The 25,618-nt window shown below is 67.3% G+C and carries 21 protein-coding genes and 1 pseudogene; 16 read left to right on the top strand and 6 right to left on the bottom strand.

All coding sequences use genetic code 11. The features are described 5' to 3' along the window. Nucleotides 1-17: 17 nt before the first annotated feature. Nucleotides 18-869 carry a fumarylacetoacetate hydrolase family protein gene (locus tag D0C15_RS11050; protein ID WP_116043721.1) on the top strand — a complete coding sequence of 284 codons (852 nt, stop codon included), beginning with the start codon at nucleotides 18-20 and terminating at the stop codon, nucleotides 867-869. Nucleotides 870-872: 3 nt separating this feature from the next. Further along, nucleotides 873-2,069: an MFS transporter gene (locus D0C15_RS11045; RefSeq protein WP_116043718.1), complete on the top strand. Its 1,197-nt coding sequence runs from the start codon at nucleotides 873-875 to the stop codon at nucleotides 2,067-2,069. Nucleotides 2,070-2,407: 338 nt separating this feature from the next. Here the strand turns inward: D0C15_RS11045 and D0C15_RS11040 are convergent. Further along, nucleotides 2,408-2,683, bottom strand: a pseudogene (locus D0C15_RS11040) (IS30 family transposase); the annotation flags it as partial. A gap of 242 nt (nucleotides 2,684-2,925) precedes the next feature. Here D0C15_RS11040 and D0C15_RS35455 point away from each other — a divergent pair. Next, entirely contained in the window at nucleotides 2,926-3,057 is a 132-nt protein-coding gene (locus D0C15_RS35455; protein ID WP_281270688.1) for a hypothetical protein, read from the top strand. A gap of 57 nt (nucleotides 3,058-3,114) precedes the next feature. On the opposite strand, the gene D0C15_RS11035 is transcribed toward D0C15_RS35455, so the two are convergent. The 4 genes from D0C15_RS11035 to D0C15_RS11020 are packed head-to-tail and all read right to left on the bottom strand — an operon-like array spanning nucleotide 3,115 to nucleotide 7,299. Next, nucleotides 3,115-3,978, bottom strand: a complete 864-nt coding sequence (locus D0C15_RS11035) for a GntR family transcriptional regulator (RefSeq protein ID WP_116043712.1) — start codon at nucleotides 3,976-3,978, stop codon at nucleotides 3,115-3,117. An 11-nt stretch (nucleotides 3,979-3,989) separates the two neighbouring features. Beyond that, complete coding sequence (gene pdxA / locus D0C15_RS11030; RefSeq protein ID WP_116043709.1) at nucleotides 3,990-5,033, bottom strand: 4-hydroxythreonine-4-phosphate dehydrogenase PdxA; 1,044 nt, start codon at nucleotides 5,031-5,033, stop codon at nucleotides 3,990-3,992. Continuing rightward, the gene (locus D0C15_RS11025; RefSeq protein ID WP_116043705.1) at nucleotides 5,030-6,307 is read right to left on the bottom strand and encodes a four-carbon acid sugar kinase family protein; all 1,278 of its coding nucleotides are present in this window, start codon (nucleotides 6,305-6,307) and stop codon (nucleotides 5,030-5,032) included. The genes pdxA and D0C15_RS11025 overlap by 4 nt, the downstream gene beginning before the upstream one ends. After that, complete coding sequence (locus D0C15_RS11020; RefSeq protein WP_116043702.1) at nucleotides 6,304-7,299, bottom strand: 2-keto-3-deoxygluconate permease; 996 nt, start codon at nucleotides 7,297-7,299, stop codon at nucleotides 6,304-6,306. Before D0C15_RS11020 ends, D0C15_RS11025 begins: the two co-directional genes overlap by 4 nt. A 620-nt stretch (nucleotides 7,300-7,919) precedes the next feature. Here D0C15_RS11020 and D0C15_RS11010 point away from each other — a divergent pair. The 4 genes from D0C15_RS11010 (at nucleotide 7,920) to D0C15_RS10995 (ending at nucleotide 12,463) form a co-directional block, all read left to right on the top strand. Further along, nucleotides 7,920-8,240 carry a WhiB family transcriptional regulator gene (locus D0C15_RS11010; RefSeq protein WP_116043942.1) on the top strand — a complete coding sequence of 107 codons (321 nt, stop codon included), beginning with the start codon at nucleotides 7,920-7,922 and terminating at the stop codon, nucleotides 8,238-8,240. An 83-nt stretch (nucleotides 8,241-8,323) separates the two neighbouring features. Then, complete coding sequence (locus D0C15_RS11005; protein WP_116043699.1) at nucleotides 8,324-8,800, top strand: NUDIX domain-containing protein; 477 nt, start codon at nucleotides 8,324-8,326, stop codon at nucleotides 8,798-8,800. Between the two features lie 541 nt (nucleotides 8,801-9,341). Then, nucleotides 9,342-10,649 carry a phosphodiester glycosidase family protein gene (locus tag D0C15_RS11000; protein ID WP_211323162.1) on the top strand — a complete coding sequence of 436 codons (1,308 nt, stop codon included), beginning with the start codon at nucleotides 9,342-9,344 and terminating at the stop codon, nucleotides 10,647-10,649. Nucleotides 10,650-11,188: 539 nt separating this feature from the next. Then, nucleotides 11,189-12,463 carry an alkaline phosphatase PhoX gene (locus tag D0C15_RS10995; RefSeq protein WP_162830009.1) on the top strand — a complete coding sequence of 425 codons (1,275 nt, stop codon included), beginning with the start codon at nucleotides 11,189-11,191 and terminating at the stop codon, nucleotides 12,461-12,463. A gap of 764 nt (nucleotides 12,464-13,227) precedes the next feature. Here the strand turns inward: D0C15_RS10995 and D0C15_RS10990 are convergent. Continuing rightward, nucleotides 13,228-13,770: a PadR family transcriptional regulator gene (locus D0C15_RS10990; RefSeq protein WP_116043693.1), complete on the bottom strand. Its 543-nt coding sequence runs from the start codon at nucleotides 13,768-13,770 to the stop codon at nucleotides 13,228-13,230. Between the two features lie 77 nt (nucleotides 13,771-13,847). On the opposite strand from D0C15_RS10990, the gene D0C15_RS10985 reads away from it, so the two are divergent. The 9 genes from D0C15_RS10985 (at nucleotide 13,848) to D0C15_RS10945 (ending at nucleotide 25,613) form a co-directional block, all read left to right on the top strand. Further along, nucleotides 13,848-16,247, top strand: a complete 2,400-nt coding sequence (locus D0C15_RS10985) for a xanthine dehydrogenase family protein molybdopterin-binding subunit (RefSeq protein ID WP_116043691.1) — start codon at nucleotides 13,848-13,850, stop codon at nucleotides 16,245-16,247. Nucleotides 16,248-16,316: 69 nt separating this feature from the next. Then, nucleotides 16,317-17,096, top strand: a complete 780-nt coding sequence (locus tag D0C15_RS10980) for an enoyl-CoA hydratase/isomerase family protein (RefSeq protein WP_116043688.1) — start codon at nucleotides 16,317-16,319, stop codon at nucleotides 17,094-17,096. A 1-nt stretch (nucleotide 17,097) separates the two neighbouring features. Further along, entirely contained in the window at nucleotides 17,098-17,988 is an 891-nt protein-coding gene (locus D0C15_RS10975) for an FAD binding domain-containing protein (protein ID WP_116043685.1), read from the top strand. Between the two features lie 71 nt (nucleotides 17,989-18,059). Further along, nucleotides 18,060-19,241 (top strand): xanthine dehydrogenase family Fe-S subunit, encoded by a 1,182-nt coding sequence (locus tag D0C15_RS10970; protein WP_245975703.1) that lies wholly within the window; start codon nucleotides 18,060-18,062, stop codon nucleotides 19,239-19,241. A gap of 4 nt (nucleotides 19,242-19,245) precedes the next feature. Beyond that, nucleotides 19,246-20,871 (top strand): class I adenylate-forming enzyme family protein, encoded by a 1,626-nt coding sequence (locus D0C15_RS10965; protein ID WP_116043679.1) that lies wholly within the window; start codon nucleotides 19,246-19,248, stop codon nucleotides 20,869-20,871. Beyond that, nucleotides 20,871-22,241, top strand: coding sequence for an MFS transporter (locus D0C15_RS10960; protein WP_116043676.1), 1,371 nt, complete (start codon nucleotides 20,871-20,873; stop codon nucleotides 22,239-22,241). The genes D0C15_RS10965 and D0C15_RS10960 overlap by 1 nt, the downstream gene beginning before the upstream one ends. Before the next feature lie 43 nt (nucleotides 22,242-22,284). Beyond that, a complete protein-coding gene (locus D0C15_RS10955) occupies nucleotides 22,285-23,058 on the top strand; it encodes an SDR family NAD(P)-dependent oxidoreductase (RefSeq protein WP_162830008.1) in 774 nt (257 codons plus the stop codon). Next, the gene (locus D0C15_RS10950) at nucleotides 23,055-24,455 is read left to right on the top strand and encodes an aldehyde dehydrogenase family protein (protein WP_116043670.1); all 1,401 of its coding nucleotides are present in this window, start codon (nucleotides 23,055-23,057) and stop codon (nucleotides 24,453-24,455) included. Before D0C15_RS10955 ends, D0C15_RS10950 begins: the two co-directional genes overlap by 4 nt. 189 nt (nucleotides 24,456-24,644) lie before the next feature. After that, on the top strand, nucleotides 24,645-25,613 hold the full coding sequence (locus D0C15_RS10945; RefSeq protein WP_116043667.1) for a PDR/VanB family oxidoreductase: 969 nt from the start codon (nucleotides 24,645-24,647) through the stop codon (nucleotides 25,611-25,613). Nucleotides 25,614-25,618: the final 5 nt, after the last annotated feature.

Genomic DNA, 25,618 nt, shown 5'->3' with positions numbered 1-25,618 from the left:
GAAGGAAGGCCAAAGCCGTGCATCTTGCCTCCGTCCACAATGGCTCTGTTGAGCTACCCGCCGTGGTGCTGCCACATCGCGGTGTGGCTCTGGTCCGCGACCTGCTACCCACCTTCTCCGGGGACTTACTCGCCCTTATCAGGTCCGAGCCGGCACCTCAGCTCGCGGAGGCCGTCGCCGCCGCGTCCGACGGCGTCTTCCGTTCGCCGGACGAGGTCACGTTCGGTGCGCCCTACCGGCATCCGAGGATGCTGTGGGGTATCGGGCTGAACTACGTCGAGCACGCGAGTGACCTGACCGAAAGTGTTCCCGACGAGCCAGCCTCCTTCGTCAAGGGCGACCACACCGTCATCGGCCCCGGCGAAGACATTCCGATCCCCGCGCAGAGCCGGCGGACCACGGCGGAGGCCGAACTGGGCGTGGTGATCGGCCGCTACTGCCGTGACGTCGAGCCCGAAGAGGCACTGTCCTACCTGGCGGGTGTCTGTCCTGTGCTCGACCAGACGGCTGAGGACATCCTCGAACGCAACCCGCGGTTTCTCACCCGGTCGAAGAACTTTCCCGGTTTCTTCTCCTTCGGTCCGCGAATCGTTCCGCTGGAGGAGGCGGTGAGTGCCGCGGGCTCGCTGGCGGACGTGGAAGTCTCGACAGTGATCAACGGAAAAGTACATCGCGCCAACACGGTGTCGCACATGCGTTACGACCCCGCTTTCCTGATCAGCTTCCACAGCAAGGTGATGCCGTTGTTCCCCGGTGACATCATCTCGACCGGCACGCCGGGAGCGGTTCACATCCAGCCCGGCGACCTCGTCGAGTGCCGCATTCCCGGAGTGGGGGTGCTGCGCAATCCCGTGATCGGCAGCGCGTGAGCCATGGTGATTCCTGAGCAGGGAGTGGATCCGGCCTTCACCGACAGATCATCGGCAGCGCGCGGTGTCGTGATCGCCGTGATGGCGGTACTTCCGGTGTTTCTCACCGGCGCGCTGGCCGTGCAACTACGCGAGGACCTCGCTTTCGGCGCTGCCGTGCTCGGGGGCATCGTCGCGACGTACTTCATCACCAGTGCCGTCGGCTCACCGCTGATGGGGCAGGTCGTCGAGACGCTGGGCGCGGCAAGGGCGGTTGCGCTGGCCGCCACCATGAGCGGCTCGGCGATGCTGGCCGCGGCGATGGCGCAGTCCTGGGTCCATCTCGCGTTGGCGCTGACGCTGGCAGGGGTGGCGAACTCGATGGCACAGCCTGCGGCCAACCTGCTCCTGTCGGATTCCATCCCGGTCCGCAGGTTGGGGCTGGCGTTCGGTATCAAGCAGTCATGCGTGCCGGGCGCCGCGTTGATCGGCGGGTTCGCGGTGCCGACCGTCGCGTTGGTACTGGGGTGGCGCTGGGCGTTCGCGATCGCAGGGATCCTCACGGTTTGCTACGCGGGGTGGCTGTGGTTGCGGCACACGGAGCGTCGTCCTCCCCGACGCAACAGGAAAGCGACGCTACGCGACAGCGAAGCGCCCCTCACGTCGTTGCTGTTCCTCACGGCCGGTGGCTTTCTCGGCGCCGCGGCCGCCACGTCGCTCGGGGCCTTCCTGGTCGACTCCGCCGTCTCCATCGAGTTCGCGCCGTCCACCGCAGGTTGGCTCTACGCGCTTCTTGCCTGGGGAACGATGATGTCCCGGATCGTGCTCGGCTGGGGCGTTGACCGCGCTCCTGACCGAAGCAGGTTCGGCGTCATCGCGATGCTGCTGGGAACCGGCTCCGCCGGCTACCTCCTGCTCGCCGGGGACAACCACATCTTGTTCGTACTCGGCGCGATCCTGGGCTTCGTCGTCGGGTGGGCGTGGACGGGCGTGTTCCACTACGCGATCGTCACGTGGTATCGCAGATCGCCCGCTGCGGCGACCGGTTTCGTGCAGACAGGCCTTTCGCTGGGGGCGGGACTCGGACCGCTGGCATTCGGCATCGTTGTAGAGCAGCACGGGTACGCCGCAGCGTGGACGGGAGCAGGCGTGGTGAGCCTGCTCGCCGCGGTGACGGTGCTGGCCGCTCGGTCGCACCTTCGCGCGGGGCGCCGCCGCTGACGGTCGATCCGGAACCACCACACAAAATCATTCCAACCCGGTTCAGGTCATTGCCTGCTTACTGAGGAGATTTTAGTAGGTCGACCGTGACGGGTTGGGGTTGGCGAAGATTACTCGTACGAGTCGGTAGTTTCTGCAGTCGTCGTAGCGCTGCGATGGTGCGGGATTGAGGTCGGCTCGGTCGGTGAAGTCGCGGCGGGCGAGCTGGTGGTGTTTTACGTGCTTCCAGACCCATTCGTCGGGTTGAGCTGTGGGGAGTAGGCGGGCAGGAAGATCAGGGTGAGCTGTCCGTGGGTGGAGGCCGTGAGCTGCTGGGTAGCCTTGGCTCGATGGATGGGGGCCTTCAGCGGCGCGATCTCCTCACGCTCAGGAAACGACAGATACCTGCCCGAGGGCGGTTTCAGGTTGAACGGTGGCATACCGCCACCGTTGCGGAACCAGCGGACACCGGCCGGCGGTGACACGCCGACTGCCCTCGCGGCCTCCTCGGCCAGCAAGCCCTTGGCGATCTCGTCCCAGAACGCTGACTCGATCTCCCGCTGAAACTTCGGATGCCCGGGCGAGCGCATCGCCGGACGCAACGCCCGATCCGCTGCTCGCTGTCGGCGACCCATGAAACACCTCCACGATCACGAGGTGTTGTGACAACCAGCTGAATCCGCCCTGGAACCCAAGCGGAACCAGGAGGTCAGATTTCGACCGGCGTTGACAGACGACCGACCCCCTGCCTGACGACAGTTGGGTTGCGCCCGACCTAACAGGCACTGTGGTGCTGTCATCGACTGGTGACGGGTCGCGGCGACGCCGCGCCGGTGTATGGAGCGTCGGCGGCCGAACACGCTCGCCGAGCGCAGGCATGTCATCAGCCCTGCTGCGACGCAACGGTGCGGAGGTGGTCGACGTCCTGCCCGGCGACTTGCTGCCGGCACTCGGCGACCACTACCTGACGCTGAAGCGCCGGCCGCCTGTGGATACCAGTCGTCTCTGAACACTGAGCGTCTGTGAACACTGGCGGCCTCTGACACCGCTCGTCGAGGGGGCGCGCTCAGCCGAGCAGCTGCTGCAGCTCGGCAAGCAGGCTGCGAGCGCGCGCCAGGTTCGCGGGTGGTACCTCGTGTGGCGCGGGGTTGTCCGGGCGGGAAACGTCTTGTCCGGAGTCCAGCGCGTCGATCCGTACCGTCTCCGCGGTCTCGGAGACGTCGATGTCGAACACCACTCGGTCGGCCCGGTGCCAGGCGGAGAACCACTCGAGTGGTCGGCCGTGCTGGTCGTTCGTCTCTCCCTCCAGGAGCAGGAGCGGCCCACCGGCAACCACCTGCAGTGCCTCGGCGAGCATATCGTCCGCGGCGACGGCGCGGACCTGTCGCCGCCCGCTGACGGGACGCAGGTCGTAGGACCGGATGAGGAACTGGTGCAGGGACGCGTCGGTCAGGTCGGACGCGCGCAGACCCGGCACCCGCTCCGTGGACAGCCAGGTACGCACGTACGACAGCGGGTCGCCGTCGACCAGCCGGATCCGTTCCAGCCGCAGACCCGTCGAGGTGCCGAGGAACTCCCGCGCCCGGGGCGGCGGCTCGTCAGGACATAGCTCACGCACCGTCGTGCGCAGTTCCTGACCACGGTTGGCGAACTGCTCGAACAACCCGGTAGCGCGTTGCACCAGGCGGCGGTACTCGGCGGGGGAGGCCACCACAGTGGGACGACCCTGCCTGCGGATCACGAGGCCGTCGTTCGCGAGTCCCGCGACGGCCTGGCGGACGACGCTGCGTCCGACGCCGAACCCGGCGCACAGTTCGGCCTCACTGGGCAGCACGGCCCCCGGTGGCAGGTCGTGGCCGAGGATCTGCTGGCGCAACGACTGGGCGACCTGCTGGTGCAGCGGTCGCGTGTCCTTCCGGTCGGTGCTCATGGAGCGTGAGTCTAGGAGGCCTCGCTGGCGCGAGCGGTCTCCCACACCTGGCCCCAGCCGGGGGCGAGCTCGGCCGCCCTGTGGGTCGCGAGCACCAGGCTCGCTTCCCGGGCGATGCCCTGCCCGGCGATGTCGAACGCCGTGCCGTGGTCGACGGAGACGCGTACCACCGGAAGCCCGACGGTGATGTTCACGCCGTCGTCGCCGTAGACCGCCTTGAAGGGTGCATGGCCCTGGTCGTGATAGCAGACCACCACGAACTTCCACTTCCCGTGCACGGCGGCCGGGATGAGCGCGTCGGCGGGCAACGGGCCGGCGGCGTTGATCCCGGCAGCGCGTGCCCGTTCCACCGACGGGGCCAGGATGTCGGCGTCCTCGTCGCCGAACAGACGGTTCTCCCCGGCGTGTGGGTTGAGCCCGGCGACACCGATCGCCTCCTGCGGGCGCCCGAGCGCACGGGCGAAGGAACCGACGAGCCGGAGTACGTTGTCCGTGCGTTCCGGGGTGAGGCCGTCGATCGCGTCGCGCAGCGACACGTGCGTGGTGAGGTGGAAGAAGTACAGCTCACCCGCGGAGAGCACGAGGCTGAAGTTGGCGACGCCGAACTCGTGGGCGAGCAGTTCGGTGTGGCCGGGCCAGTTGTGGCCACCGGCGTGCATCGCCGCCTTGTTCAGCGGCGCCGTCACGATCCCGTTGACGAGGCCGTCACGCGCGAAAGCGCAGGCGGTCATCACGAACCGGGCGGCGCCGTCACCTGCCTCGGGGCTCAGCTCGCCGTAGGGCACGTGGCCGAGCGGCGGTCCGTCCTGCACGACCTCGATCGTGCGGGGATCGTTGGTGGCATCGCGAGGGGAGCCGATCACGTGCACCGCGGCCGGGTCGGCGCCCACGATCCCTGCGGCCTTGCGCAGCGCCTCGGCGTCGCCGATCACCACCGGGCGGCAGACGGCGCGGAGTTCGTCGTGCTGCAGCAGGGTCCGGGCGGTGATCTCTGGCCCGATCCCGGCGACGTCGCCCAGGGTGAGAGCGAGAGTGGGCACCTGCTGGTCGTTCACGGGCTGCTCCTTGCCTTCGATACCGCTGTCTCTTGGACCGCGTCTGTCTGTCGGACCGCGTCGGCGGCCCGGATCAAGATGTCTCGCTTACCGAAGCCACCCGCCTTGGTCGCCACGGGGATTCCCGCAGCCCAGCCGCCGACGAGGACTCCCATAGCCACTCCGGGCGCGACGTGGCCGTGCAGCCGGATGCCCCTGCCGTCGAGGCCGTCCAGCAGCGAGCGGGCGCCGTCTCCGCCGGTGACGACAAGACCGGCGATGCCGTGGCACCGCACGATCTGTGCCGCCACCTCCGCGATCCGGCGAGCGGCGAGTGCGGGCGCGACCCGGGCGCGGTCGCGGTCGGGTGCGGTGATCAGCAGGTTGGCCGGTTGTTCGCCTGCCGCGTTGAGCACACCCTCGACGAAGGCGCTCCACGCCGAGTCGTCGGTCAGTTGCAGTTCGCTCGGTTCGTGATGCTGCGCTCCCTGCTCGGCGAGGGCACGTGCCTGTTCCCGCGACGTGGTGTTGAGGCTCGTCACCACGACCAGGCTCGTCCCGGACGGGGCTGTCCCGGATGGGGGCGGAACGGATGGCGACGTCGCTGCCGGCGGGTTCGCCCGCCACCGGCGGGCAAGCGGAACGGCGAGCCCGGCGGAGCCGACGGGAAGCGCGAGTTCGCCGAGTTCGACCACTGTCTGCGCCAGCCGGTTCAGCTCGTCGTCGTCGGCGGCGTCCACCACCACCACAAGTCGGCCGGCGTTCCGGCCTGCTGTCCGCGCCTGCTCGGCCCACGTTCGAGGCGACCCCTGTGGGTCGAGGCGCACGAGCGGCGCGTCGAGCAGCGTCGGCAGATGGCTCTCGGTCACCGGCGTGACCGGGTCGTTCCCGGCCGCGGTGGTGGCGACAGGCTGACCGTGCACGAGCAGCGTGCCGTCCACAACCGTGCGACCGAGTTCGGGGAACGCGGGGCAGACGAGCGCGAGCGTTCCGGCCGGCAGCACGTCCAGCATCGCGTCGACCTCCGCGCGGATCGGGCCGCGCGCCGTCGAGTCGATCTTCTTGAACGGGTGCCGGACCCGTGCCTGCGCGACTCCTTCGACCGCCCGCCGCACCCGTGCGGCGGCTTCGGCGTCCGGGCAGGCCCGGCTGTCCGTGGTCACGGCGATCACCTGGGCGTCACTGCCGCCCTCGCGCAGACGCAGTTCGGCGGTCCACCCCGCCTGTGAGAACTCGACTGCGGTGTCGCCGGCACCTGTCAGGTCATCGGCGACGATGGCCACGTCGGCGCTCATGCCGGTGTTGCCTTGGCCGTGTCGGAGGAGCGTAGGGCGCCGGAGCGTTTGAGCGCCAGTGAGGCCAGCAGGGGAGCGAGGATCGCGGTGACCAGCACGGACGCCGCCACCTGGGCGGTGGCCGTGCCGACGAACTCCTGGAAGCGGGGGTCGGCCGCCGCGACGACGGCCGGTGTGGCGATGGCGTTGCCTGCGGTGGTGCCCGCCGCGAAACCGATGCCGGACATGGCGCCGCGGCGCAGGATGAACCGGTAGCCGAGGTAGACGAGGAACCCGGTCACGGGGGCGACGATCAGTCCGATGATGAGGCCGGTGAGGCCGCCTGTGACGATGTCGCCGAGGTCGATGCCGGTGCCGAGGGAGAAGGCGAAGAACGGGATGACGATGTTCGGCACGGGCTGGACAACGCGAGCCCACTCCGAGTCGATGTTGCCGACCAGCACGCCCAGGAGGAACGGCACGATGGCAGCGACCAGGGCGAGCAGCGGGATGTCACCGAAGCCGGAGGCGCCGAGGAAGAGCAGCGTCAGGAACGGGCCGTCGTTGATGGCACTCGCGAGGTAGGCGCCACGGTCGCGTTCGTCGCCGTACTGTCCGGAGAAGGCAAGCCACAGTCCGCCGTTGCTGTTGTCGATCGAGGCGAGCAGGCCGAGCAGTGAGACACCGAGGATGCCGTCGATGCCGACACCGAAGCCGAGTAGCACCACCAGACCGGCGGGGATGAGGCTTTTCATCAGCAGCATCGTGCCCGCGGTGGCGAGGATGGGGCCGCCGGTGCGTGCGGTGACCTGGGTGCCGGTGGCGAAGATGAGCAGCGCGATGAACGGCAGTGCGCTTTCTTCGAACAGGGCGGTGGTGAAGCTGCCGATCCCTAGTGCACCGGGGGCGAGGGTGCCGACGAGGGCACCGAGCACGAGTGGGATGAGCATGAGCCCGCCGGGGATGCGCTGCATCGTGGCGAACAGGGGAATCCTCGAATCCGAACCGCTCACGCCGGCCTCCTTGTCGGCATCAGCACGGCATGTGCCGTGACGCTTGTTCGTACATGTTGTACGGACAAGATGTCACATGTGCCGGAACAAGGAAACCCTTGGGTTCGGAGCTTCCGAGCCACCCTGGGTGGTGACCGGCACCGCGTGCCTAGGTTGGTGGTCTCGTCGGGTGACCACCGGCTCGTCAAGCGCGGGCTGGTGGAGAGCGGCAACCGACGCCGGCTCGGTGATGGCGTCGGCGACCGTCATGCTCTCCGGTGGTCCCTCGCCGCTGTCCTGCGTGTCGAGACGGCTGTCACGCAGGTCTCCTTGGAGCATTGCCCGAACACGGACGTGTCGGCCGGATAGTCGTCGAACACCTTGACCTCGGAGCGGCCACCGTGGTTACCGCTTCGTGGCGGCGGCCGCCTGGCCTTCGAGGGCCTTCTCCCGGATGTGATTGCGGTCCGGCTGCGCGGCCACCGCGAGTACCGCGAACGGCATGCCGCCCATGTCGCCGGTGTCGTCAAATTCCGCTCAGCGAACCGGTGAGCAATTCGAGCCGGATCCCGCTGGGTGGCCAAGGCGCGCTCGGGGTCCAGGCTGAGGCGAGCACGATGCCTGCGCTAGAGGAGTGGGAGATGGTCGAACAGGACAACTGGCGGGCTCAGGCGGCGTGCCGCGACGAAGATTCCGAGCAGTTGTTTGTCCGGGGGTCCGAGCAGCGTGCGGCACGCCTGATGTGCGTGGGATGCCGGGTGCGCACCGAATGCCTGGCTGAGGCTCTCAACAGGAAGATCGAGTTTGGCGTGTGGGGTGGCATGACGGAACGGGAGCGGCGGGCTCTTCTGCGTCGGCGCCCGGAGGTGCACAACTGGCGGACGCTGCTGGAGGCAGCCCGCCGGGAGCACGCCGATTCGGACACGTTCGCCGCTCGTCCGGCCAGGCCTGCCGCTTACTGATGCCAAGGGCTGGTTGACGTTCACGGGGTGTTCATCGATCGGGGGTGGACCGGCAGGTACGCGACTCGGCTAGGTTTCCGTACATGGCCCGAGTGGAGTACTACCAGGACTCGGCCGCACCCGGGGCCCATGATTTGCTGCCGGTGGCGTTCGCCGTGGTCCGCGACGGTGCGGGGCGGGTGCTGCTGGTGCGCCGCGCCGATGACGGGAACTGGGAGCTGCCGGGAGGCCGGGTCGACATCGGAGAGTCCGCAACGACGGCGGTTACCCGCGAGGTCGCTGAAGAAGCCGGCATTGGCGTCGACGTCACGGCGGTGTCCGGTGTCTACAGCGATCCGACTCATGTGCTGGCCGAGCCCGATGGGCAGGTGCATCAACAGTTCGCTGTCTGCTTCCATGCCACCATCCACGACAGTGGCGACGTCCGACCCGATCAGCAGGAAACCACGGCGGCGGCCTGGTTCGACCCGGCGGGGACCGAGCACCTGAGCATGCACCCGGCCATGCGCCAGCGGCTCGTCCACGCGGTGTCCGAACCCGACCAGGTCTACTTCGACTGACGAGTGTTCGCCGTCACATCGGCAGCACCGGACTGGCTGACCTCGCCCGCGTGCAAGCGACCATCGCTCAACACGTAGCAGAAACACTTGAGCCCGCTCGGATTCCGCGTCGTTTCCGGCCCGGGAGCCCTTGCCATGCCACGTGATTCAATTCGCCACGATTTCGCTCCGCGAGCAGCCACTAAGCGCATTATCCGGAACCGTCCGGCGGCATTGGAGCGGCATGCGGCACGACGGGCGACGGTCGCGCACCGCTGCTTCAGCTCAGAGCGAAGGGGAAGCACTGTTCGAGTCCGAGCTGGTAGCGGACACTACTGCGATTGGGACCCGAAGGGCAGCGACACTCCCGCCGGTCCCCAGCGAAGTTCGCCGAGGCCGCCGAGACCTTCCACCACGGCGATGTCGCCTTCTGGCTAACCACGACTTCCCACGTGGTACTGCTCCAGCGGCAGGATCCGCGGTGGGTGCCGATGACGAAGATGAACCAACACTTCACGGGAATGTCAGTGGTGATGCGGGGTCCCTTTCGTCAACTGGTGGCATGGTCGCAGCCATGATCCTCATCCCCAGCCGCAAGTTTCCCGTGTCCCGTGCTCTGGCCGTCGTGGTGGTCGTGCTGACCGCCGTTGCCCTCGTTCTCGTCCCGGACAGAGGAGCCGCGGCCGAGGGCGACACATTACCGTTGGGCGATCCTGACCTCGTCGAACGGCGAACCAGTCAAACCCTCGCCGACGGCGTCACGCTGACCCGCATCATCCGGGGCACCGAGCCCGCGTCTCCCGATCAGATCAACACCACCACGCGGGGCCCTTGGGTGGTGAACGTGCTCGCCATCGACCCCGACAAGGCGCACGGACACCTGAAGGCGACGTACGGGCCCGACCTGGCGCACGTCGAGCGCACCACTGACCTCGTCCGCCTGTCGGGCGCGCTGGCCGGAGTCAACGCGTCGTTCTTCACCTTTACCGCGAACCGTCAGTACCCGGGTGATCCGGTGGGCCTGGGCATCTTCTCCGGAGAGCTGCTCAGTGAGCCAGCGACTGCTCCCCATGAGGTCGACATGGTCGTGGACTCCCACAGCAACAGGGTCCTGCTCGGTCGGCTGGAATGGTCCGGCAGCGTGCGGAACCGGCAGCGCGGGCAGGTGCTCCCGTTGGAGTTCCTTAACCATCCGCCGACGGTGCCGGCTGGCTGCGCCACGCTCGTCGATCAGACGCGGTGTGACCTGCCCGGTGACGTGGTCCAGTTCACCCCGCAGTTCGCGGCAGCGACCCCGTCGGGGGCGGGGGTGGAGGTGGTCCTCGACAGCCACGGCTGTGTCGTGCGCGCGGCGACGACGCGGGGTGCGTCCCTGTCACCCGACCAGACGTCGCTGCAGGCCACGGGACGGGACGCGGGGTCCCTGCTGGACGTGGCGGGGGAGGGTTGCGTCAACCGGACATCGACGCTGACCGACGAGGACGGCGAGCAGTTGGCCGTGCGTCCGGGACTGTTCGGGGTGAACGGCCGCTACCGGCTTACCGCGGACGGGCAGGTCGTGGTCCCCGATGGCACGGGGAGCTTCTTCGACCGTAACCCCCGCACCATCGCGGGGACGACCAAGGACCGCCGGATCGTGCTCGCCACGATCGACGGTCGCCGCAGCACCAGCGTCGGCACGACGATGCAAGAGACCGCCGCCGTCGCCGACGCGCTCGGCATGCACGATGCGGTCAATCTCGACCGTGGAGGCTCCACCACCATGTCGATCGACGGCAGGCTGGTGAACCGGCCGAGCGACTCCAGCGGCGAGCGGGCGGTCGGGGACGCCCTCGTCTACATGGATGCCGCGCGGCGTCCACGCGGCTGAACGGTCCAGCCGAGCAGCGTCCACGGGGGTGGACCGTTCGAACGAGTGTCTCGTCCGCGGCTAGCCGGCGTTCAACGGCCGGAGATAGTCATCGGCCATCGCGCGGACCAGCAGCGTGGTGATCGTTGTCCTCGCGCGGTTGGACGGTCCGGCCGACCGGATCGGTCAGGCACAGTCCTACGGTGCTGGTGCCGCTGCAGGCACCAGCACCGCGCATCGTGGCTGCTGTTCGGGCTCACCGCGAGGGCTGGGTCCATCAATCACCCTTGGCACCGTGCTTACCGGGGACGTCGTCTGCGACCTGGAGCAGTTGCACCTTGACCGAAGGCGGAGTTGTCGTACCTGAGCCGGGCAGGGGCGCTGATGCCTCGTGTGAGGCTGTGGTGTGGTCCGTAACAGTGATCACGGGAAGGAGCATGAATACGCCTGTTTACGCTGTCCACTGTTGGGCGTCGTTTTTGGACAGCGAGGCTTTGTGATCGCGAAGGGGCGAATCAGGTCAGCTGGTTCTGCTCTACGAGTCCCCGGGTGCCGCCGAGTTGGATTACCCGGACAACATCACGGTCTCCCCTCGTGGCGGGATCGTGCTGTGCGAAGACGGCGACGACGAGCAGTACCTGCGCGGTCTCACCCAGCAGGGCCAGGTGTTCGATTTCGCGCTCAATGTGTTCAACGAGCGCGAGTGGGCCGGCGCCACGTTCAGTCCGGACGGCGAGACGCTCTTCGTGAACATCCAGGGCGACACGAGCAAGCCCGGACCGGGCAACCTCGGCCGCACCATCGCCATCTGGGGCCCTGGGAAGACGGAGCCCTCTGAGCGTCCACCAAGCAAGCCCAGCCTGGGCTGCCCCGGTCGCTCAGCCACCGACCTCTACTTTCAAGGAGAAGCAATGCGCCTTACACGCAACCGTGTCGCGGCGATCGGGGTGGCCGCCGCGGCCGTGGCCGCGACGCCGCTAGCCTCAGCCGAGAGCGAGCACAAGACACTGTTCGAATTCGGGCTGGTAGCTGACGCACAGTACTGCGACTGTGATCCGAAGGGAACACGCCACTACCGCGAATCACCGGCGAAGCTCGCCGAGGCCGCCGAGACGTTCAACCAGGAGGACGTCGATTTCGCCGTCCAGGTCGGCGACATCATCGACCGGTACAAGAAAAGCTTCGACGAGATCCTTCCCGCCTGGGAGCAGGTTGAAGCGCCGCGCCACAACGTTCTCGGCAACCACGACTTTCCCGTCCCAACCGACGAAGTGGTGGACATCCTCGACATGCCGAACCAGTACTACGACTTCAGCCGCGATGGGTGGCGATTTATCGTCATCGACACCAACGACATCAGCACCTACGCCAATCCCGACGGCTCCGCGAAGGACAAGCAGGGCGAGAACGCACTCGAGGTACTCAAGTGGGCCGGCGACATCAACGCCCAAGCTTGGAACGGCGGCGTGAGCGAAGAACAGATGACCTGGCTGCAGGGAGTGCTCGACGACTCCGCGACCAAGGGCGAGAAGGTAGTCGTGCTCGGCCACATGCCCGTCGAGCCGCTCAACGTCCACAACGCATGGAACGATGATGCGATCATCCAGACCCTGGAGGCGCACGACAACGTCGTGGCGTACTTCAACGGGCACAACCACGCAGGCAATTACCACGCCGAGCGCAACGGAATCCACTACGTGACCTTTCAAGGCATGGTGGAAACACCGGACACGAACGCCTACTCGGTCTTGCGTGTGTATCCCAATCGATTGGAAATCGACAGATACGGCCGCGAGCCCGACCGCACGCTGCAGGTGGCGCACAACGACAAGTAACGCTGAACGGCGTTATCCCTCTGACTCCCCTCAGACCACTCACCTCCGCAGCACCGTTCGGCCGAACTCGCATGCGTTGTGATGCGTGAACCCCCGGTTGCGACTGGGGGTTGGCTGCCAGCAGCGCCTCCTGTAGCGACGGTCGGTGTGCCGCGAGTACCGCGATGCCCTCGTCGCGGTACTCATAGGCAGTGGACAGCGCGATGCCGTTGTCTCTTGCCAGTGCTGACATCCGGGTGTCATCGAGGTACCAGCGCAGCACCAGCACGGCCTGCTTGTCGGTGCTCAGTGTGCGCGGGTGCCCTTGCGGGTACCTCGCCGCTGACGCTCGCCGCACAGCAGCGCAGACAGAAACACGACGTTGTCCTCGGATACCTCCAGGACAGCCGTGTATGTGACACTCATCGACGCGGGGACCTCTGTGAAGTTGATCTGTGAGAAGACCAATTCGTAACAGGGGTCCCACGCTCACACCCTGCACCGCCTCCGGCGCGTCCCAAGATCACACAGCGTCGCGAACCGTTACTCGGAACGGCTCATTCTTCGTAAATCAGTCACAAACAGTAACGGCCAACACGGCCAGGAACAGTCCTGGCTGGCTGCGGACGCGCCTTGCTTCACGACCTCTCTCCGCGCACTGCCGCCTCACCCCGCCGGCGTGGCACCGGACCGCTAGCTTCAGGCAACCAGGCCGCCGCAACCGGGCCTGCCGCCCCAAGCGCCGCCACCCCAGGCGCCACCGCAATCCGGCTGGAACTGACGGATCAGTCCTCGGCGTCGAGCCGTTCGGCTAGGTCCACCCAGAAGGCCAGCGCCGCCTCGGTCAGCGCGATTCCCAGGTCGAGGGGGACCATCCGGGAGGACACGTCGGCGCGATCGCCGAACCGCTCCTGGATCGAGCGGTACTCGGCCAGCCGTGTGGTGTGCTGGGCGATCTGGTCTGCCGCCAACCGTCGCTCGGTGTCTGCGTCCATCAACTCGCTGAAAAAGAGCTTCAACTCCGCGACGTCGCGGATCTGCATCGGATCGCGGATCGGCTGGTTGAGCCACTCCGCCAGGGCCTCACGGCCCTCCTCTGTGATCGAGAACGTCTGGCGACGGCGTCCGTTCGTCTCCTCCTCGACCGTGAGCAGCCCTGCTTCGGCCAGTTTGCGCGGTTCGGAGTAGAGCTGCGCGTGCGGGAACGGCCAGAAGTAGCCGATCGAGTGGCCGGAGGCGCGCTTCAGGTCGTACGAGGTGGAAGGGCCGCGCAACGCGATCAGTCCGAGCACCACAAATGACGTGATCGTGAGGCGTTCCCTTGACATGCGCACATGGTAACCATACCCTTCCGTCAAGACGGTATGAAACAGACGGTACGTCTCACAAGGTGAAAGTTGCGGGGATGACTTCAAAGGCGATGGCCAGACTCGAGGATGCCAACCTTGTCGTCGGCAAGGGCGCCTTCCTCGACGATCTCGACCCCATCCCCGGCACCTTGGTCGCCGCCGTCGTCCGGAGCCCGCACGCACACGCCAAGATCAGCTCCGTGGACCTGAGTCGGGCCCGCCAGCACCCCGGGGTGGCCGCGGTGATCGGCCCGGAGGAGGTCCGGGCGGCACTCAAGCCGTTCCCCCTCTCGCTGCGGGCGCCGATGGACTACTACCCGACCGGGACCGACAAGGTCCGCTATGTCGGGGAGCCGGTCGCCGTGGTGGTCGCCACTGATCGCTACACCGCCGAGGACGCCGGCGAACTGGTCGACATCCGGTACGAGCTCGAACCCGTCGTGGTGGATGCGCTGAAGGCCACCGCTTCGGACTCCCCACTGCTGCACGACCGCGGTGGCACCAACGTGGCCAGCGACCGTACCTTCACCTTCGGCGAGGTGGACGAGGCCTTCGCCGGCGCGGCCCGGGTGGTCGAGGCGGAGCTCTACTTCCCGCGCTACTCGTCCACGCCGATGGAGTGCTACAACGTCGTCGCCAATTGGGTCGACGGTCCGCAGCACCCCGAGGTGACGGTCTGGTCGAACTTCCACGGTCCGTTCTCGATGGTCCCGGTGCTCTGTGGCGCTCTCGGGGTGACCACCTCCCAGCTGCGCCTGCACGTCCCGGCGGACAACGGCGGGTCCTTCGGCATCAAGGCGGGCATCTATCCCTACATCGCGCTGATGGCACTGGCCTCCCGGCACGCCGGCCGACCGGTGCGCTGGACCGAGGACCGTTCCGAGCACCTGTTGTCCAGCTCCGCTGGATCGGACCGGCACATGAAGGTCCGCACCGCGATCGACGAGGCCGGCATCATCCAGGCCATCGACATCGACTTCGTGGAGAACGTCGGCGCCTACCTGCGCCCGCCCGAGCCGGCCACGCTCTACCGCTGCTTCGGCAACATGACCGGGGCGTACGGGATCGAGACCGTCCGGCTGCGCTCCCGTGCGGTGGTCACGAACAAATGCCCGACCGGGCTGAACCGCGGCTTCGGTGGACAGCAGCTCTACTTCGCGCTCGAGCGGATCATGGACAAGGCCGCCCGTGCCGTCGGGATGGAACGACTGGAGTTCCGCAAGCGCAACCTGATCGGTGTGGAGGCCTTCCCGTACGCCACTCCCACCGGCGGCATCTACGACTCCGGCAACTATCAGAAGGTCGTCGAACTGCTGGAGGAGAACTCCGACTACCAGGCCCTATTGGCCCGGCAGGAGGAGGCCAGGGCACGCGGTGAACTGGTCGGTACCGGCCTCGCGTTGATCGTCGAGCCCTCCGGGACCAACATCGGCTACGTCGGTCTGGCCACCCCGGCCGAGAACCGTCCCCCCGGGCGCGGCAAGTCGGGCTCGACCGAGCACGTCCACCTGAGCGTGGACCCGCAGGGAATCGTCGGAGTCACCCTCGGCACCGTGCCGCAGGGCCAGGGACACGCGACCGTCGCCCGCCAGGTCGTCGCCCGTGAACTGGGCCTGCCCGAGGAGCAGGTGGTGCCGACCGTGGTGATGGACACCGCCACCACGGCATGGACCATATCCTCCGGCAGCTACTCCTCGCGCTTCTCTCCGCTGCTCACCTCCGCCTTGGTCGACGGGGCGCGCGAGATCGGCGACCGGATCAAGATGGCCGCGGCCCTGATGCTCGGCACCACGGCGGCCGTGCTCGAACTCCACCAGGGGACCGTCCGCGTGATCGGCGATCCCGAGAAGTCGGTGTTGTTCAAGCACGCCGCCGGACTGATCCACTGGGATCCGGGTCGGCTGCCGGACGGCGAGGAGGCCACTCTCGAGGTGAACGTCGCCTTCACGCCCCCCGAGGCCAAGGCGCCCTCGCGCACCGACCAGATCAACTCGTCGCTGTGCTACGGCTTCGTCGCCGACCTGGTGAGTGTCCGGATCGACCCGGACACCCTCGAGATCACCATCGACGACGTTGTGAGCATCCACGACGCCGGGACCATCCTGAACGAGCAGTTGTTCACCGGCCAGGTGCACGGGGCGATGGTGCAGGCCCTGGGTGGCGCGATGTACGAGGAGATGAGCTACTCGGAGTCGGGGCAGCCGGTGTCCACCTTCATGGACTACCTGGTGCCGACCTCGGCCGAGTCGATTTTCCCGTTCCGGATGGCGCACATCGAGACCCCGTCCCCGCTCACCCGACTGGGGGCCAAGGGCGCCGGTGAGGGCGCCAGTATGAGCTTCCCGGTGGCCCTCGCCAACGCGGTCGAGGACGCCCTCAGCCGACACGGTGTGGAGATCAACTCCCTCCCGGTGCACCCCAACGTGCTGCACGACCTGCTGCACCCGAACGACTGATCCTGACTACCGACCCCAGAGTTCAGCGCTGAATCCAGACCCGGCGCAGAACCCACCGAAAGGAACACCATGCCCACCACCGGAGGCGACATCCGGCTCGAGCGCAGCCACGACGGCCGCGTGGCCAACCTGACGCTCGACCACGGCCGGCTGAACGTCGTTACGATGGAGATGCGCGCCCTGATGGCCGAGCGGTTCGCCGAGATCGACGCCGACGACGACGTGAGCGTGGTGGTCATCCGCGGTGACGGCGACAACTTCACCTCCGGTGGTGACATCGCGGGCTTCATGGAGGTGGCGCCGTTTGACCTGACCGACCTGGGCCACGACATCACCGCGCCGAGCCGTTCCCCGAAGCCGGTGATCGCGGCGATCGACGGTTACTGCTTCGGCGTCGGCCTGGAGTTGGTGCTCTCCACCGACATCCGGTTGGCCACCCTGCGGTCCTCCTTCGCCCTGCCGGAAATGAAGCTCGGGATGATGCCGGGCTCGGGCGGGACCCAGCGGCTCTCCCGGCTGATCGGCCTGTCTCGGGCGAAGTACCACATCCTCACCGGTGAGCGGATCTCCAGCCAGCAGGCCCTCGACTGGGGTCTCCTGGCCACCGCATCGGAGGACAAGGAGGCCCTCGAGGCCGAGGTGGAGCGGGTCGTGTCCACCCTGCTCGGCTTCTCCGCCGTCTCTCTGCGGACCGCCAAGGAGGTCCTCGACCGCGGTGTCGACGGCCCGTTGGCCACCGGTGTCGAGCTGGAGCGCAAGTCGTACGCGATGTTGCGCGCCACTGAGGACTTCGCCGAGGGCGTCGCCGCCTTTGGGGAGAAGCGCAAGCCGGAATTCCGGAACCGCTGACATGAAGGCCGCCCCGTTCGCGTACGCCCGCCCGACGTCTCCCCTGGACGTCGTGGCGGAACTGGCCGCTGCCCAGACCCACGGTGAGGCGAAGATTATCGCCGGTGGCCAGTCGCTGATGCCGGTGCTCGCGATGCGGATGGGGCGGCCCACCACGTTGGTCGACGTCACCCGGGTGGAGGCGTGGCAGCAGATCGAGGCCGGGGAGCACGTCCGGATCGGTGCCGCGGTCCCGCAGCGCGCGGTCGAGCGACGCCGGGACCTCCGGGTCCCGTTGTTGTCCCGGGCGCTGCCGTGGATCGGGCACCGGGAGATCCGGAGCCGGGGGACCGTGTGTGGTTCGCTCGCCCACGCCGACCCCGCCTCGGAACTGCCCGCGGTGGCACTCACCCTCGGCGCTCGCTTCTGTGTTCGCGGACCCAAGGGGGACAAGGAACTTGCTGCCGGGGAGTTCTTCCGCGGCGCGATGACGACCGCCCTGCAGCCCGGGGAGGTGCTGCAGTACGTCGACTTTCCCCGGGCTCGCCCCGGTCAAGGCTTCGGGTTCGCCGAGATCGCCCGTCGGCACGGTGACTTCGCCCTGGTCGGGATCACCACCATGGTGGAAAGCGAGAATGGCCGGGTACGGCGGGCACGGATCGGTGCCTTCGGCGTCGCGGACCGCCCGCGGGTGATCGACGTCACCGATGCGGTGGCTCACCTGCTGTCGGGCGAGCTGCAGCGAGCCGATGTCAGTCGGGTCGCAGACGCCCTGACCGAAGCCGCGGACTCCCTGGTCACCACTGGTGGCGACCGACACGCCAGCGCAGCCTACCGACGCCGGCTCGTCCGTGTCCTCGGTGGCCGTGAGTTGATCGCGGCCGCACAGCACAGCAGGAAGGGGACCCGTTGATGACTGGACTACGCGAACGGACGCTCGCCCCACTTCGTCGCCGCCGCGGCCGAAAGGAGCCACGTGGCCAGGTGGTGCGCTGTGCCGCCGACGAGTTGATCAAGGTCGACTTCACCGTCAACGGCCGGCCCGCCACCGTGCACGTCGCACCTCGGGTGACCCTGGCCGACGCACTCCGTGACCATCTCGGGCTCACCGGGACCCACCTCGGCTGCGAGCACGGCGTTTGCGGGCTTTGCACGGTGCTGGTCGACGGCGACGCTGCCCGTGCCTGCCTCCTCCTGGCCTGCCAGGTTGATGGTTCCGAGGTTGTCACCGTGGAGGGAATGGGGACCCCGTCCGACCTGCACCCGCTGCAACAGTCGTTCGGCAGCCACCATGCACTCCAGTGCGGCTTCTGCACCCCCGGACAGATCATGAGTGCCTACGACCTGCTCACCGCCGAGGAGCAACCGGCCGAGGAGGACCTGCCAGAGCAGTTGTCCGGCGTGTTGTGCCGCTGTACCGGCTACCGCAACATCGTCGACGCGGTGGCGGACGTGGCCCGCGCGTACCCCGGGGGCGTGCCAGGGCCGCGCAACTGCGGACAACCCGAGCCCACGCTGCCCCGGGCGACCCTCGGCGGGGCTGGCGAGCAGGTGGACCTCGAACGAGTCGACACAGGTGGGCCGGCCGAGATCGCCGTCCCGTCCGGAGAACCGACCGCCGTCATCACGGTAGACACGGTGGCTGACGAACCGATCAACCGGATCTGGGCGGTCATCGAGGACACTCCCGCGCTCACTGCCTGCCTGCCGGGGGCGGAGATCGTCTCCGACTTCGGTGACGACCAGTACAAGGGGCGGATGCGGGTCAGCCTCGGTCCCGTACGGCTCGCCTTCCTCGGTGACGTGCGCATCGTCGAACGGGACGAGCAGACCCACCGGGTGAAGGTGATCGGCCAGGCCGCCGACGCGTCCTCGGGCGCCGTCGCGGCCGTCGTCGATCTGGTTGCGGAACCGCAGGCGGAGGGGCGTACCGCCCTGCGCGCCGTTGCCGAACTACACATGGTCGGGCGGATCGCCCAGTTCGGGCGTGGCCTCGTCAACGACGTCAGCCGCGACATGTTCGGCCAGTTCGCCGGCAACGTCGAAGCCTCCGCGCGCGGCGAAGCCCCCACCGAAGCCGCCCCGGCCAGTGCTTGCGCGATGGCGATGACCCTCATTCGATCCCGCGTGAAGGCGCTCGGGCGCCTCCTGACCGGAAGGAAGTGAACCCGTGGAACTCGGAAGAACCCTCACCTGGACGGCCGAACGCCACCCCGAGCGGCTCGCCTTCGCTGGCCAGCGCCGGCTGACCTACCGTGAGCTGGACGAGCGGACGAACCGGATCGCCAACCTGATGACCTCCCTTGGAGTACGGCGTGGGAACCGAGTCGGGTTGTTCCTGTCCAACAGCGAGGAGATGGCCAGCACCCACCTCGCACTGCAGAAGCTCGGCGTGATGTCGATTCCGTATAACATCCGGCTCGGCGTGGCCGAGTTGGTGTACTGCCTGACCGACTCGGCGCCGACGGTGGTCGTGGTGGATGCGGTCGCCAGCACGCTGGCCGACGCTGTGCTCACGGCCTCGGACGTGCAGCCCATCGTGTTGTCGGTCGCCACCGACGGCGTGGCCGGGGCCCGGGACTTCGAGCAGGCCGTCGCGGAGGCGGATCCCGCCGATCCCGGAATTGACGTGGGCCCGGACGACTGGAGCGTGATGCTCTACACCAGCGGCACCACCGGCCGTCCCAAGGGCGTGCCGCGCACCCAGCGCAACGAGCACGCTGCCTCGGTCGCGCACGTCATCCAGTGCCGCTACGCCCAGGGTGAGGTCACGCTGGGCGCGATGCCCATGTACCACACGATGGGGCTGCGATCACTGCTGTCGATGATGGTGGTCGGCGGGACCTTCGTCGTCCAGCCGGTCTTCTCGCCCGACGAGGCGGTGGACCTGATCGAGCAGGAGGGAGTGACCGGCCTCTACCTGGTGCCTACGGCCTTCTGGTCGGTCGTGCACAAGGGCGGCGACATGGAACGGGTGGCCGGCAGCGTGCGCAAGCTCGCCTTCGCCGGAGCACCGATGACCTCCGCGCTCTGCGAGCAGCTGGTGCAGGCCATTCACCCCGAGGTGTTCGTCAACCACTACGGCTCCAGCGAGGTCTACACCTTCTCCATCGCCGACAACGCGGCGGCCAAGCCGGGAGCGGCCGGTCGCCCGGGGATCTTCGGTCGCTGGAGAGTGGTCAATCCCACCTCCGACGAGACCCACGAGCCGCTCCCGGTCGGGACCGAGGGCGAGATCGTGGTGGACCTGCGCTGCGACGAGGCCTTCGCCGGCTACTGGCAGCGCCCCGACGCGGATGTCAAGTCGATCCGCCACGGGTGGTACCACACCGGGGACATCGGCCGAGTCGACGAGGACGGTGACCTGTGGGTCGAGGGCCGCGTCGACGACATGATCATCACCGGTGGCGAGAACGTGCACCCGGTGGAGGTGGAGGACGCCATGTCCCACCACCCCGACATCGCCGAGGTGATCGTCGTGGGGCTTCCCGACGAGCGGTGGGGGCAGGCCGTGACCGCCTTCGTCGTACCAGTCGACGGAGCAGACACAGGTGAGCTCAGCCCGCAGATCCGCGACTGGGCCAAGAACCGATCCGGATTGTCGCCGTACAAGGTGCCCAAGCGGGTCGAGATCGTCCAGGAGATTCCGAAGAGCCCGGTGGGGAAGATCCTCCGCCGGAAGTTGATCGATGCCGAGACGCAATCCCCGTCCGGAGTCCTCCCGGCAGAACCACCTGCCGAACGACCAACTGCCTGGCTCTGTCGGCAGTCCTTCCAGACAACGAGGTCACTGTAATGACTCACAACACGTCCAGCACCTCTTCCGCAAGGGCGGCGCCGCCGAGCGGGAGTCCGCTCGCCGCCGCCTTTGCCTCCCTGATGGGATGGGCCTTCGACCTGTTCGACCTGTTCCTGCTGCTCTACGTGGCCGGCGCGGTGGCCCATAACATCTTCCCGACCGAGAGCGATACCCTCAGTCTCGCGCTGGTCTTCGTCTCCTTCGCGGTCAGCATCGTAATGCGCCCCGGTGGCGCGGCCCTGTTCGGCAGCTTCGCCGACAACGCTGGGCGGAAGAAGATCATGGTCGTGGTGTTGCTCGGGCTCGGGTTCTCCACGGCGGCGATGGGCCTGGTACCGGCCTATGCCACGGCCGGTATGTTCTCTCCGATCCTTTTCCTGGCCCTGCGCGTCATCCAGGGTCTCTTCGTCGGTGGCGTCACCTCGGTGACCCACACCCTCGGCACCGAATCGGTGCCTCCCCGTTACCGCGGCATGATGTCCGGCATGGTCGGCGGGGGTGGCGCCGGACTGGGTGCAGCCCTGGCCAGCATCACCTTCATCATCATCTCGCAGATCTTCCCCGGGGACGCGTTCAACGAGACCGGCTGGCGGTTCATGTTCTTCACCGGCCTGCTAGGCGCGGTGCTGAGCTTCTTCGTGCTCCGCAAGGTGGAGGAGACCCCCGCCTTCCTCGAACAGCAGCGCAAGGCGAAGGAGAGTGGGACCACCACCAAAGTCACCTTCCGGGAGATGCTTGGCGGACGCTTCGGCAAGATCACCCTGCTGAACATTGCCGTGGCTGCTGGTGCTGGCGCTCAATACTACCTGACCTCGGGCTTCCTGCCCACCTACCTCGACGTGGTGATCCCGATCTCACCCTCCGAGCGCGGCTGGATCCTGCTCGTCGCCAGCCTGGTCGTGATTGTTTCCACGACGCTCGTAGGTGAACTCAGTGAACGCTTCGGCCGGCGCATCACCATGCTGGTGACCGGTGGGATCACCTTGGTGACCGTGCCCATCCTGCTCCTGGTGCTGGCGGGTACGGACCCGTCCAACACCGCCCAGGTCGTCCTGCTGTCGTGCGTGGTCGCCTTCCTCGCCAACGCAGCCTACGCCCCGGTGATGATCTTCCTCAACGAGCGCTACCCGACTGTGATCCGGTCGCGCGGCACGGCGATCTCCTGGAACACCGGCTTCATGCTCGGTGGCCTGCTGCCGACCTTTGTCATGCTGCTCAGCCCGACCGTAGACGACATCCCGTCCAGGTTGGTGATCTTCGTGATCGGCTCGGCCGTCGTGTTCATCGTGGCAGTTCTGGCCTCGCCGGAAACGCGAGGTGCAATGGACGACGAGTCCTCGGTCGCCCGAAGTGCCTCCCCTACCTGACCTAGCCAACAATCTTTAAATCCAAGACCCTAAGGAGTTCCCGGTGACCAGTAGCAATACTCAGTTGACCACCATCCTGACCGGTGTGTCCGGCGACATAGGCCGCGCCTACCTGAAGGCCTTCGTCCGGGCCGGCCGGAACGTCGTGGCCACCGACATCGCTCCGGCGAACGAACCGGGTGAGCAGGCGGTGAAGGAGGCAAACGAGTCGGGGCCGGGTCGCGCCGTCTTCGTCACCGCCGACGTCACCTCGGCCGAGGACTGCGAGCGCGTGATATCTGTCGCCACGGAGGAGTTCGCCGGTGCCGACGCACTGGTGAACAATGCTGCGATCTACCACGGGCTGGGGCCGAAGCGCTCGATCCTCGAACTCACCGAGGCGGACTGGGACAAGGTGCTGAAGGTCAACGTGACCGGCACCTGGCAGATGATGTGTGCCGCGGTGCCGCTGCTGAAGGAGTCCGGTCGGGGACGGATCGTGAACATCGCCTCGGTGGTCACCCGCAACGGTGCCACCGGCTTCGCCCACTACGTCGCCTCCAAGGCGGCGGTCGAGGGACTCACCCGCAGTGCCGCCAAGGAGTTCGGTGTCGACAAGATCACCGTCAACAGTGTCTCCCCGGGATTGGTCGACGATGCAGGGTCCCGCGCGGTGAACACCGACGACTACATGCAGAAGGTCGCTGCCACCCGGGCGATCCCGCGGGCGATGCAGCCGGAGGACCTGGTCAGCGCCGTGACGTGGCTGACCTCCGAGGAGTCCGGGTTCGTCACCGGACAGACGATCATCGTCGACGGCGGCGGGATCTTCTCATGAGCACCATCCGCCTGCCCGCCAGCCAGGAAGTCGTTGAGGTTCCCGACCCCGCCACCCCGGAAGAACTCGACCGTGTGGTGGCGAGTGCCCTCACCGCTCACCGGTCCGGTGCGTGGAGCCGTGATCATCGCTTGCGCAGCCGCGTCCTGCTCGCCTGGGCGGACGCACTGGAGGCCGAGGCGGAGTCTCTTGCCGACCAGCTCGTCCGGGAGACCGGCAAGGTCGTCGCTGAGGCCCGGATCGAGATTGCGGGGGGCTGCGAGGCGCTCCGTTTCAACGCCGGTGCCTGCCGGTCCAGCCGGGACGAGTTCCACGAGCTGTCCGACGGCAATCGCGCCCTGGTCCGGCGCGAGCCACTCGGTCCCGTGGTGTTCATCACCCCGTGGAACTGGCCGGTGCTCCTGCTGTTGCGCGATCTGGCCCCCGCCTTCGCCGCCGGGGTCACCGCCATCGTCAAGCCGAGCTCGCAGACGTACCGGGTCACCCAGCGCACCATCGAGCTGGGCCTCGCTGCCGGCGTCCCCGCCGACGTGCTGCACCTGGTCGCCGGTGAAGGGGAGGTCGGCCAGGGGCTGGTCGAGGACCCGCGCACCCGCGGGGTGGCGATCACCGGGTCGACCGCGGCCGGACAGTCCGTGATGCGGGCAGCCGCTGGCACGATGACCCGGCCGCTGCTGGAGCTGGGCGGCAAGGCGACCAGTGTGCTGCTCCCGGACACCGCTCTGGACGGCCCGTTGGCGACTCTCGGCCGGGCATCGGTAATCACCGCCGGCCAGATGTGCATGGCCTGCACCCGAATCCTGGTGCACCAGTCCCAGTTCGATGCCGCGGTGGACGCCTTGCGTGTCGCGCTGGACGGCCTCGTGATGGGTGATCCCGCCGACGAGTCGACCGAGGTCGGACCGCTGGTCGGCGAGCCCGCCTACGCCAAGGTCTCCGGCTACCTCGACCAAGCCCGGAAGGACAAGGTGTTGGTCACCGGTGGTGACCGGGTCGAGGTGGCGGGCAAGGACGGCTACTTCCTCCGCCCGGCCCTGGTCGCCGGGGCCGACACCTCCTCACCGTTGGTACAGGAGGACATCTTCGGACCGGTACTCGGGGTGGAGCCGTACGAGACGATCGCGGAAGCGGTGGCACTGGCCAACGCGACTCCGTTCGGGCTGGCCGCCTCGGTCTGGGGGGAGGAGACTGCCCTCGCCCGGGCGGTGGCGGATCGCATCGACGCCGGCACCGTGTGGATCAACCAATACAACAAGTCCTTCCCGGAGATTCCGTCCGGTGGGTTCAAGATGTCGGGGCTCGGGCGGACCCGCGGTGCCGCCGGCATCGACCAGTTCACCGAGATCAAGGCGGTCGTCGACTCCGTGGAAATCCTTCCAGAGGTGGACAGCCTGTGACCAATCCATGCAACGCCGTCCTTTCAACGTTGACCTAGGAAATCGGGGACAGTCACCGGCTGGCCAGCAGTCGCACAGTCGCCAGCTGATCCCGCTTCGGCGTCAGGTGGTCGCCGGCGAAACGCAGACCGATTACGCTGTCATGTCCTCTCGATCTGCGGACAATCCTCAGACTTGAGGAGGTAGTTCATGCCCACACAAATCGCATCCGCCAGTTCGGCGGACGACAGCGGAGCGCTTGTGGTGAGAAAGAAGGAACGAGTAGCTGAAGGAGTTATCCGTCTGACTCTGGAAGATCCCGGCGGACGGCGGCTGCCGCCTTGGAGCCCGGGAGCCCATTTGGAACTGTTTCTTCCCAACGATCTCGTCCGACACTATTCGCTCTGTGGAGACCGTTGGGACGGGTTCTCTTACGAAGTTGCGGTACTGCGAACTCCTGACAGCCGAGGGGGCTCCCAATGGATCCATGACCATCTCCGAGAGGGGATGGTGTTGCCGTTCGGCGGTCCCCGAAATCACTTTCCGTTGGTACCGGCGGACAGGTATCGTTTCATCGCCGGAGGGATCGGCATAACGCCATTGATTCCGATGATCAGGCAAGCGATCCAAGTAGGGGCCAGTTGGGACCTGCTTTATGGAGGGCGTAGTCGTCGTTCGATGGCTTTCTATGATCGACTTAACACGTTGGGCGCACCGGTGCGCCTCTGGCCCCAGGATGAATTGGGATTGCCTGACATTGGCGGCTGGCTTGGTTCCCCTGTTCCACGTACTGCCATTTATGCATGCGGGCCGGAAGGACTGCTACTGGCGGTCACTGAAGCCTGCGAAAGATGGCCGCGCTACTCTTTGCGGACGGAAAGGTTTGTTGCCGCCGATCGGAGCCAAGCCGCAGACCGTGATATCTCAGTGGCTCTCAGGTCTGGGGAAACGTTGACTGTCACGCCCCGGGAGACCGTACTCGATGCGCTGCGGCGTCTCGGAAAAGCGCCATTGAGTTCGTGCCGGCAGGGAGTATGTGGCACCTGCGAAGTTGCCGTACTTGATGGTGTCCCGGACCATCGCGACAGCGTACTCAATGATATGGAGCGTGAGGCCGGTGACTGTATGCTCGTCTGCGTCTCTCGTGCTAAGTCCGCTAGCCTCACTCTTGATCTCTAGATTAG

The sequence above is a fragment of the Amycolatopsis palatopharyngis genome (assembly GCF_003385185.1).
GTDB lineage: Bacteria > Actinomycetota > Actinomycetes > Mycobacteriales > Pseudonocardiaceae > Amycolatopsis > Amycolatopsis palatopharyngis.
Note: the sequence above shows the minus strand (reverse complement) of the source record. Positions and strands in the feature narration are given on the sequence as shown.